This window comes from Arthrobacter sp. HMWF013 (assembly GCF_003061105.1).
In the GTDB taxonomy this organism is placed as follows: Bacteria; Actinomycetota; Actinomycetes; order Actinomycetales; family Micrococcaceae; genus Arthrobacter.
Window position 1 is genome coordinate 1 of the sequence record NZ_QAIQ01000460.1, and the last position, 9,462, is coordinate 9,462.

9 protein-coding genes are annotated in these 9,462 nt (G+C 64.8%); 4 read left to right on the plus strand and 5 right to left on the minus strand.

The features are described from left to right. Positions 1-104 precede the first annotated feature (104 nt). Positions 105-455: a hypothetical protein gene (locus DBR22_RS16590; RefSeq protein ID WP_108599926.1), complete on the plus strand. Its 351-nt coding sequence runs from the start codon at positions 105-107 to the stop codon at positions 453-455. A gap of 82 nt (positions 456-537) precedes the next feature. Here DBR22_RS16590 and DBR22_RS16595 read toward each other — a convergent pair whose 3' ends face one another. Together DBR22_RS16595 and glnT are read right to left on the minus strand one after the other, a co-directional pair. Further along, a complete protein-coding gene (locus DBR22_RS16595; protein ID WP_108599927.1) occupies positions 538-1,533 on the minus strand; it encodes an alpha/beta fold hydrolase in 996 nt (331 codons plus the stop codon). A 9-nt stretch (positions 1,534-1,542) separates the two neighbouring features. After that, positions 1,543-2,904, minus strand: coding sequence for a type III glutamate--ammonia ligase (gene glnT / locus DBR22_RS16600; protein WP_108599928.1), 1,362 nt, complete (start codon positions 2,902-2,904; stop codon positions 1,543-1,545). 173 nt (positions 2,905-3,077) lie between these two features. Here glnT and DBR22_RS16605 point away from each other — a divergent pair, with 173 nt between their 5' ends. Next, a complete protein-coding gene (locus tag DBR22_RS16605) occupies positions 3,078-3,782 on the plus strand; it encodes a TetR/AcrR family transcriptional regulator (protein WP_108599929.1) in 705 nt (234 codons plus the stop codon). A 124-nt stretch (positions 3,783-3,906) separates the two neighbouring features. Next, on the plus strand, positions 3,907-5,262 hold the full coding sequence (locus DBR22_RS16610; RefSeq protein WP_108599930.1) for an ammonium transporter: 1,356 nt from the start codon (positions 3,907-3,909) through the stop codon (positions 5,260-5,262). 77 nt (positions 5,263-5,339) lie between these two features. On the opposite strand, the gene DBR22_RS16615 is transcribed toward DBR22_RS16610, so the two are convergent. The 3 genes from DBR22_RS16615 to DBR22_RS16625 all read right to left on the minus strand — a co-directional run bounded on the left by DBR22_RS16615 (position 5,340) and on the right by DBR22_RS16625 (position 9,113). Continuing rightward, positions 5,340-6,104, minus strand: a complete 765-nt coding sequence (locus DBR22_RS16615) for a peptidase (protein ID WP_258229254.1) — start codon at positions 6,102-6,104, stop codon at positions 5,340-5,342. 810 nt (positions 6,105-6,914) lie between these two features. Then, the gene (locus DBR22_RS16620; RefSeq protein WP_108599931.1) at positions 6,915-8,789 is read right to left on the minus strand and encodes a Na+/H+ antiporter; all 1,875 of its coding nucleotides are present in this window, start codon (positions 8,787-8,789) and stop codon (positions 6,915-6,917) included. Positions 8,790-8,900: 111 nt separating this feature from the next. Beyond that, entirely contained in the window at positions 8,901-9,113 is a 213-nt protein-coding gene (locus tag DBR22_RS16625; RefSeq protein WP_108599932.1) for a hypothetical protein, read from the minus strand. Between the two features lie 150 nt (positions 9,114-9,263). Between DBR22_RS16625 and DBR22_RS16630 the strand changes: the two genes are divergently transcribed. Continuing rightward, the coding region (locus tag DBR22_RS16630; RefSeq protein WP_181365219.1) for an NAD(P)-binding domain-containing protein at positions 9,264-9,462 on the plus strand (199 nt) is incomplete at its 3' end.

Here is a 9,462-nt window from a genome sequence, read left to right on the forward strand (position 1 = left end):
GCGCTAAACATGCCTGCGGGCAGCCGCGAGCGGGACTCCTAGCCCGCGCGGCTGCCCGCACCATCCGGATCGGACGCAATCCTTTTCAGCTTCAAGGACAAGACATGACCCTTCAAACTTCCTTCAACGCCCTGGTAATCCCGGCCCGCCTCACGCATTCCGTCCACATCGGAGCCGTTGAGCTGGACATGGACGCTTGGCAGCGGGTAGCCGCCGGGGAGGTCGGATTCATCGCCGGCCGGGATTGGCACGTCTACCTCAACAATGGAGGGACCCGCTCCCGCCCGAATGTGCGGGCGGAAGTCCTCATCCGGGAGGCGGGCGTGGATCTCGACGCCACCATTTACGGGACTGCCTTGTTCCTGGGCGACTCGGACCCCGGCGAAGCGGCTGACGCTCCCCGCCACCTGATCAGGCTCGCCGAGCAGTTGTTCGATATGCCGCTGGCCGCCTGACCGGAGCCGCGCGCCATGGAGCGCGCTGAGCCCCAGCGAGGGCAAACGGACGACGGCGGGGAGGCCCCGCCGTCGTTCACGATCAGCCGTCGAGGAGCAGGTGCATGGCTTCGCCGATCTGTTCCGTTTCGGCTCCCCGGATCCCGGGCCGTCCTGCAATGTGCCCAAGATTGGATTCGAGCGGGCGGAGTTCCGCGTAAGGAATCAGATTGACCTCGATCCTGCTGTCCGCAGCGGGGAAGTAGAGGTCTGTGGTGCTCGGCATGACAATGCAGCGTGCCTGGATCTGACCCAACGCTCCCTCGAAGCCACCGCGTTCAGCAGTCCCGACGTCGGCCCGCTGCCAGGTGTCGAGCATGGCCAGCAGATTGTTGGCATCCATGTCTTCGTGGTCTGCCGCCCAATCGTCGATCAGGTGGTTCACACTCCGGTAGCCGACATCCCGGTAGCTGCCGTTCCGGAAGAAGTCCTGCGAGTAGGCCCAGCCGGCATAAACGGTACCGAATGCACGCAACCCACGAACGGGCGGGACGGTGTAGCGCCCATCGTCGAAACCTGGATCGGCCCTGAGCGCCGCTTTCACACCCTCAAGGAAAACAAAGTTGTGCGGCGAGCATCTGGCCGCTCCGGCGATAGGAAGGATGCCGGAGACCATCCCGGGATAGCGCACGGCCCACTCGTAGGCCTGCAGCGCGCCCATGGACCACCCTGCGATCATCCGGATGTGGCGGACGCCAAGGTCAGTCAGCAGACGGTGCTGGGCGATCACGTTGTCTGCGATGGTGACACTTGGGAAAGCCGCGCCGCGGATCTCGGGGTCGGCGCGGGAGGGCGAGCTGGAAAGCCCGTTACCGAACATGTTCACGGCAACGATGAACCAGCGGTCAGGGTCGAGGGCGCGTCCCTTGCCGATCCAGGGTTCGTAGCTGGCGTGCGTGCCGGTGTAGTACGACGGCAGGAGGATGCAGTTGTCACCGGCCGCGTTGAGTGAGCCGTAGGTCCGGTAGGCGAGCCTGGCGTCCGGCAGGTCCGGGCCCGAAACCAGCCCGAACCTGCCGAGTGCGAAATCCTTGTGCATGGGGGCAGCTTAGAAGAATTTCAGGTAGCGCTTGGTTTCCCATTCCGAGACGTGGGCCTGGTACTCATTCCACTCCCCGCCTTTGTAATCGATGTAGGCGTTGTACATGGACTCGCCGAAGACATCGCGGGAGAGGCTGTCGGCTGCGAACTCGTCGATCGCCTCGCCCAGGCTGCGGGGGAGCAGGCCCAGTCCGTTCTGCAGGATTTCGGCCTCGGTGTAGTTGTACATGTTCTCGGTGTGCGGCTCGCCCGGATCGAGGTTCTCCCGAATGCCTTCCAGCCCTGCTGCGAGAATGATGGCCGCCCCGAGGTAGGGGTTGCAGCTGATGTCCGCAGCACGGCACTCGACACGGCCGCCGGCCAGCGGGACGCGGATCATGTTGGTGCGGTTGTTGTTGCCGTAGCTGACGAATACCGGAGCCCAGGTGGAGCCGGACATGCTGCCCTTCCGGACCAGGCGCTTGTAGCTGTTGACGGTCGGGGCGATGACGGCGCAGATGGCGGGCGCGTGCTTGAGGACGCCGGCAATGAACTTGTAGCCCAGTTCGGAGATGCCACAGCCGCGGGGGTCGTCGTCGGTCTCAAATAGGTTGACGCCGGTTTCCACGTCGGCGAGCGACATGTTGAAGTGTGCGCCGGAGCCGCTCCGGTCGGCGAAGGGCTTCGGCATGAAGGTGGCGAAGTAGCCGTGCTTGCGGACCATCTCGTTGGCCATCAGCCGGAAGAACACCGCGCGGTCGGCCATGGTCAGGGCGTCGGAGTATTTGAAGTCGATCTCGAACTGGCCCTGGGCATCCTCGTGGTCGAAGGAGTAGACACCCCAGCCCATCTCGTTCATTGCCTCGACCATCTCGGTGAGCCAGTCAAAGTTGTCCAAAGCCGCCGGTGCCGCGTAGCAGGGCTTGCTGAGGGTGTCCCGGTCGCTGACCTCCACGGGGCCCTCGGGTGTGTCCTTGAGGACGAAGAATTCCGTTTCGATGCCGAGGTTGAAGGTGAAGCCCAGCTTCTTCGCTTCTTCGAGCTGCCGCTTCAGGATGTTCCGCGAAGCCGCTTCGAAGGGTTTGCCCCCGGTGTAGAGGTCGCTCGCAAAGTAGGCCACCTCTTTGCGCCAGGGCAGCTGCACTGCGCTGTCGAGGTCAGGACGGGCGGAGAGCTCCTCGTCGCTGATGTCCTGCGGCAGCCCGTCAAGGGCGGCCCCGGTGAACAGCTCGGACCCCGCAGCCATCTGGGGCAAGTGCGCCAGCGGGACGAACTTCGTCTTGATGTTGCCGTGCAGGTCCACGAAGCTGGACATTGCATACTTGACCCCGGCCTCGCGGAGCTTCCGCTGCACGGTTTCAACGGCGGACTGTGCTGTTTCTACGGTCATGTTGGCTCCTTGTTCGGGTAACTGCGGTGGTCACGATGAACACCTTTTCGATAAGTTATAGAAAGTCTCATGCGTCGCAATTTCGATAGGATGTCGAAATTGTTTCGCCGACGTTAATCCTTCGCGGATAGGCTTTGGGGAGGGCCTGAAGACAACGAAAGCAGGGGTTTGGGATGACAAGGGATGCGTCACGACCGGCTGCGGGGCGGCCCCGCCTGAGCGGCGCTCCGACAGGATCTCCGCGGCAGGACATTATCCGGGAAGCCATCGCCCTGTTCGTGGCAAAAGGCTATGCGGAAACCACCATGAGTGAGATCGCCCGCAGCGCCGGGCTGCGGCAGTCCTCGCTCTATTACTGGTTTGCGCGCAAGGACAACATCCTCCAGGCCTTGCTTGAAGAAAATCGGAGCTCACTGGCCTTGGCAACTGCGCTCGAAGCACAATCCGGCGCTGCGGCCCCGCGGCTGTACGCGGTCCTCCATGCTGACGTCATGCAGCTGTGCTCGGCTCCCCTGGACTTCTATGAGTTTGAGCGGGTGGCACGGTCACAGCCCCAGAACTTCGGTGCGTTCTTTGATGATTACGCCGCCCTCCACCGACTGACGGCATCGATTGTGCACCAGGGGGTCAGTGCGGGTGAGTTCCTGGCAGTGGACTCCTCGGATGTGGCAACTGCGGCCTTGGGCCTGAATGAGGGCCTCCAGCGCCACTACCGCCAGCCCCTTCCCGGCCTTCGCTCCTATTCCGCGGAACAGGTCTCGGAACTGAGCGCCGACACGAGCCTGGCCCGGTTACTGGCGATCCCGGAGAGTCTGCCGGAGATCCGGATGGCCGCGCGCGGGATCACTTCGGACTGGAATACCACCGCCGAGAGTTAACCCACCGGAAACGAATTCGATACGGCATCGAAAACGTCCCCTCCAACAATTTAGATAGCGTATCGAAACGCTGGCGCCCCGCTCCCTGTGCGGCGTGACCGTCATCTAGCCTTTGGAGATTCGTATGGACACTGCCACCATCGCGGGCAATACGGCGTGGGTCCTGACCGCCGTCGTTGCAGTCGCCCTGATGTTGCCTGGACTGGCTCTCTTCTACGGCGGCATGGTCAGCCGCAAAACCACCATGAACATGATGCTCATGGTGTTGGGTTCCTTCTGTGTTGTAGGCGTCCTTTGGGTGGCTTTTGGCTACTCCGCCGTCTTTGGCAATTCCATCGCCGGGCTGGGGCTGCTCGGCAACCCGCTGGAGTACGCGGGATTGGGCCAGCTCCTGACAGCCCCCGACGACGCCGCCCTGCCGCCCCTCGCGCTGGCCGCACTGCACCTGATGTTCGCCGGCCTGACGGCCGGCATTGTGGCCGGTGCAGCGGCAGACCGGATGAAGTTCGGAGCCTGGCTGGTCTTTGCCGGCATCTGGGCAAGCCTGGTCTACTTCCCGGTTGCGCACTGGGTATTCGCCTTTGATTCGGGGGACGGCGCGGTCCAGGGCGGCTGGATTGCCAACACCCTGGGTGCCATCGATTACGCCGGCAGCACGGCCATTCACGTCAACTCCGGAGTGGCCGCCCTTGCGCTGGCGCTTGTACTCGGCAAGCGCCGGACGTGGCCGGTGCAGCCCAAAGCACATAGCCTTCCGCTGACCCTTTTGGGCGTGGGGCTTCTCTTCACCGGATGGATCGGCTTCGACGGCAGTGGCTTGGGCGCTGCAGACAACAATGCCGCCGTGGCTTCGTTCAACACTGTTGCCGCGACCTGCGCGGGCGTCGTCGTCTGGCTCCTCGTAGAGAAGATCCGCGACGGTCACCCGACCACTCTCGGGGCCTCCTCCGGCGCCATCGCCGCACTGGTAGCTATCACTCCGTCCTGCGGCGCCGTCACGCCTCTTGCAGCCCTTGCGATCGGTGGAGCGGCAGGCGCTGTCTGCTACTTCGCCGTCGCACTGAAATACAAACTGGGATTCGATGATGCCCTCGACGTCACCGCCCTGCACTTCATCGGCGGCGTTGTTGGCGGCCTGCTGATTGGCATTCTGGCCACCCCGGAGGCGCCCAGCGGGGCAACCGGCCTGCTCTACGGCGGGGGCTTCGAACTACTTGGACGCCAGGCGCTGGCCATTGTCGCCGTCTTCGCTTACACCTTCACGGTCACTTGGGTGATCGCCAAAGTCCTGGACATGACCATGGGCATCCGCGTTGCGGCACCCATTGAAGCCACGGGACTCGACATTGGTCTCCACGCCGAAAATGCCTACGAGAACGGTGAAGACAAGGCGCACTCCCCGCGCGGTCACGCCGAGCAGCTGCACCACTTGGTGGCGGCTGAACCAGTGGAGGAGGACACAGCAGCATCTGCCCGCTGACGATGGCTCATACGGCCTGAACTGTAGTTCGAGAAGGTGGTGGCGATTCTTGGAACCGTCACCACCTTCCGGGCCGGTCACAGTCGCGGGACGCACTTTCCCGTTCCCAGCAATGCCAACCCGGCGCGGTCGCCGGCCCCGAAGTCGAGTTGCCCGCTGTTCTCCTCATACATCAGTTGCGTGGGGTCGTTCACGTGGTCCAGCCCGACGACATGGGCCAGTTCGTGCATGATGATGGCCCGGACCAGGGCGGGTCCATCGGGAAAGGCCATCATTTCTGTCAGTCCCGGCGCATCCAGGTGAACCTGGCCGGTGACGTACACGTAGGGCTCGCCCGGAACCCGGACGGATGAGCTTCCACCGGTGCCCGCAACCCTGCCCGCCAGGTCAGGTGACTCTTCGGGCGTGGACCAGGCAATCAGAATCGGCGCCCATTTCTTGCCGTAGCGGTCAGGCTGGTACGCGCCGCGGTCCTCTGTGGGCGCTTCGGAGGTGGTTCCGTCATAGACGAACTGCAGTCCGGTTGCCGCCGAAACAGCGGCCACGGCCTCCTGGATGAGCTGTTCCGTGCCTGGTGGTGCGTAGTCCGGCCGGACCACGTAGTGGACCGGCCGACACGGATCGTAGGCGGTAAATGACTGGCCCGGGTCCGGCGACTCCTGCAGGACGTAAGCGGTGGATCCGGTCACGGCCGGCGGGAGGCCCAGGGGAGATGAAGCGGCTTCAAAACCCGGTGGCGGAACCTCGGAGCCGCGCAGATGGGGCCGTGCTGCGGACATCACGTACCGTTCGAACAGGTTCGGCGTGAAATACAGGCCCACCACCAGGGCGATACCCAGCACCGTGGCCAACCGCCCTCTCCATTTGCGGGCACGGACTGGCCGTTTTCGGCTGAAGCGGTGTGGCTTTCGGGGCGCCAGCGGCGCCGGGGCACTGCGCCAGGGCTCGGGATTGTCTAGCTTTCCCAGTGCCTCGTCGATGGCCCACTGCGGGATACGCCCGCTCGGAGACCGGCGGACTCCCGGAATGTCACGCCCCCAGCGCGGTATGCCCGAAGAATCCTTGCCGTCAAAACCTGATGCCACCAGCGCCCCCTGTGCTGCCAAGCCCATCTCCTGCGATGGTCAGCTCAGCATAGTGGCCGTTCCGACCCGCCGATGGACGCGGCACTACGGTCAGGTTCTGGCAGGATCAGGGTGGTCACGCCCGTGTGGCACGCCAAAAGCGTAGTAAGCAGCCGCCCCCAGGAGTGCCGCGACCGCTGGAAGAGGCGACAGGGCCGACAATATGACGCCGGCGGTTATTGCCAACAAGAGGAATGCTTCGGCGGTTTCTGACCGAAACCACCGCGGCAGCAACCGCAGCCACAGAAATCGAGAACCGGCTGAACCTTGCCATGCGGCCGGTCTTTGTTGGACTGGACTTCCAGTCCTGTCCTATGGTCCAGAGCGTACTGCCCAGGAGGAGGAAAGCCAGAGAAGCCAGGACAACGGCGGCGTACTCGAGAGGTGTCAGCGGATTCCAGTACCTGACCTCGCCGAGAAGGTCCATGGCTCCCCTCAACCCCACCGCCAACGCCGTGAGGGTGGCTAAGACGGCGATGCGGCGAGCACCCCGCCTTCGGAGCGGTGGCCAATCGGCGGGAGATCGCGTCATCCCAGCAGGTCGTCCTGGTAGCACCAGCGCCAGTCCTCGCCGGGTTCGATGCTGCGCATCACCGGGTGCCGGGTGGACCCGAAGTGCTTGGACGCATGGGTGCCGGGGGAGGAATCGCAGCACCCCACCTTCCCGCAGCCCAGGCACATCCGCAGGTGGACCGGCGTCGTGCCTTCCCTCAGGCAGTCCTCGCAGTACGCGTCCAGTGGCACCTCCCGGGACCGGGCTGACTCAAGGTGGGCGCACACCCCGCCCGGCGTCGCAATTCCTTCGCCGCCGCCTTCGCCGGACGTATCCAGCTCGTCCAGCGCCAGGTCCAGCATGGATTCCTCAATATCCAGCCGGTCGAGCACTTCGCTGAGGACCTCCTGCGCGAATTCGCCGCCGCGCCGCAGTTCCAGCACCTTGGCCCGCTCCGCGTCCAGCATGGCGAGCCGCAGCCGGGCGTACCGCTGGCTGGGCGTCGCGGCCTCGGCCTTGGGCCGCCCGAGCCGTTCCCAGGCCGCCAGTCCGCGCTCCTGGGTGCGCCGTTTGAGCATGGCCACCACCTCCGGAGGATCGTCCCCTGTGCGAAGTTCCTGCAGGCGGGCCACGCCTTCTGCAGTGGCAAGCTGCATCAGCGAGGCCTGGTTCAGCGCGTCCTCGCGCGGGTCCGGACCTTGCACACGAAGGGTCCGGACCAGCGCCGGCAGAGTAAAGCCCTGCAGCACAAGCGTGCCGCCCACCACCACCAGTGCAGCGAGGATCAGCACCGAACGGTGCTCCAGGTCCTCGGGCAGCACCAACACCGCGGCCAGGGTGACCACTCCCCGCATCCCGGCCCAGGACACAATCGCTGCGAACTGCCACGGCGGCGCCGGATCGTTCCGCCGCACCGCCGGGATCAGCCGCGGCAGGTACGTCGCCGGGAACACCCAAACGGGCCGCAGCACCAGCACCGCCAGCAGGATGACGGCGCAGCCGGCCCAGATCCGGCCTGCCCCCAGCGAATCGTCCTGGACGCCGTCGATGATGGTCCGCACCTGCAGGCCGATCAGCAGGAACACCGCGTTTTCCAGCAGGAACTGCACCGTGTTCCAGTTGCTCCGCTGGCTGAGCCGGGCGGCACCGTTGGGCATGGAGGGCGCCTTGGTGCCCATCACCAGCCCGGTGACGACGACGGCGAGGACACCGGACGCGTGGATCGCCTCCGCCGGAAGATAGGCCACCAAAGGCGCAACCAACGACGTCGAGGTGTTGATGGGGACGTTCCTGATCCGCTTGCGGAGCTCGGTCAGCACGTAGGCGGCGGCCAGGCCCACCACCACCCCGCCACCGGCTGCGAGCAGGAATTCACCGGCGATCTCCGCGGCCGACACCGATCCCGCGATGGCGGCGATCGCCGCCCGGAGGCAGATCAGGGCGGTGGCGTCGTTGACCAGTGACTCGCCCTCGAGGATGGTGACAATCCTGCGGGGCATCCCCACTTTCCGGGCGATGGCGGTTGCGGCCACCGCGTCCGGTGGCGCCACAACGGCGCCGAGTGCGAAAGCTGCGGCGAGCGGGATTTCAGGGAACAGCCACCAGACCACGAAGCCCACTGTGACGGTGCCGAAGATGACATAGCCCACGGACAGCAGCCCGATGGCCCGGCGGTTGGAACGGAAATCGAAGAGCGAGGTCCGCAGCGCCGCGGCATACAGCAGCGGGGGCAACAAGCCCACGAGGACCAGCTCGGGGGTCAGCTCGATGCGCGGGACGAAAGGCAGGAAGGAAGCGGCGACGCCGGCCAGGACCAGCAGCAGCGGAACGGAAATGTTGAGCTTCCGGCCCACGGCGCTTACCGCACAGACCACCGCGACGAGAGCCAGAATTCCCAGCGCGATTTCCATTGGGTCATTGTCTCAGGCCGGCAGAAACGCGAACCAGAGGAAATTCCTGCCTGGTTTGCCGTATCCGAATCCACTCGCCGCTCCCAGGGTCACGCGGTCCGCGTCCGGCTGTCAGTCGGCGAACCGCAGCCCCTGAGCGCCCAGCGCTTCTTCAAGGAGCCGGATGGCTTTGGGGCCCACGCCATGCATGGCCAGCAATTCGCTGCGGCTGAGCCCGGCGACCTGGGCCAGGGTGCTGATTCCGGCCTGAAGCAGGGCGCTGTTCGCCGGCCGCCCAATGGGCGGGAGGTCGCCGATCTGCGGCGGAGTATCACGGGTGCTCATGGCTGCATGTTACCCACTGTCTTTCCGAAAACCATTGACACTTCAACTTTCTCGGCCTATATTTAGTTGTAGCTTCAAGTAAATAACCACTAGACAGAACAGAACCTGATGAAGAACCTCCTGGCCCGCATATTCGGAAAGAAGAATCCCATGACGAACATCACCATCATCGGCAACGGCAACATGGCCCGGGGCATCGCCACCCGCGCACTCGCCGCCAACCAGAGCGTCGAGATCCTCGGCCAGGATGCAGGCAACGCCCAGGCCCTGGCCACCGAACTGAGCGGGGGAGTCACGTTCGGCAGCATTACCCAGGCTCCCAAGGGCAGCATCGTGGTCCTGGCTGTTC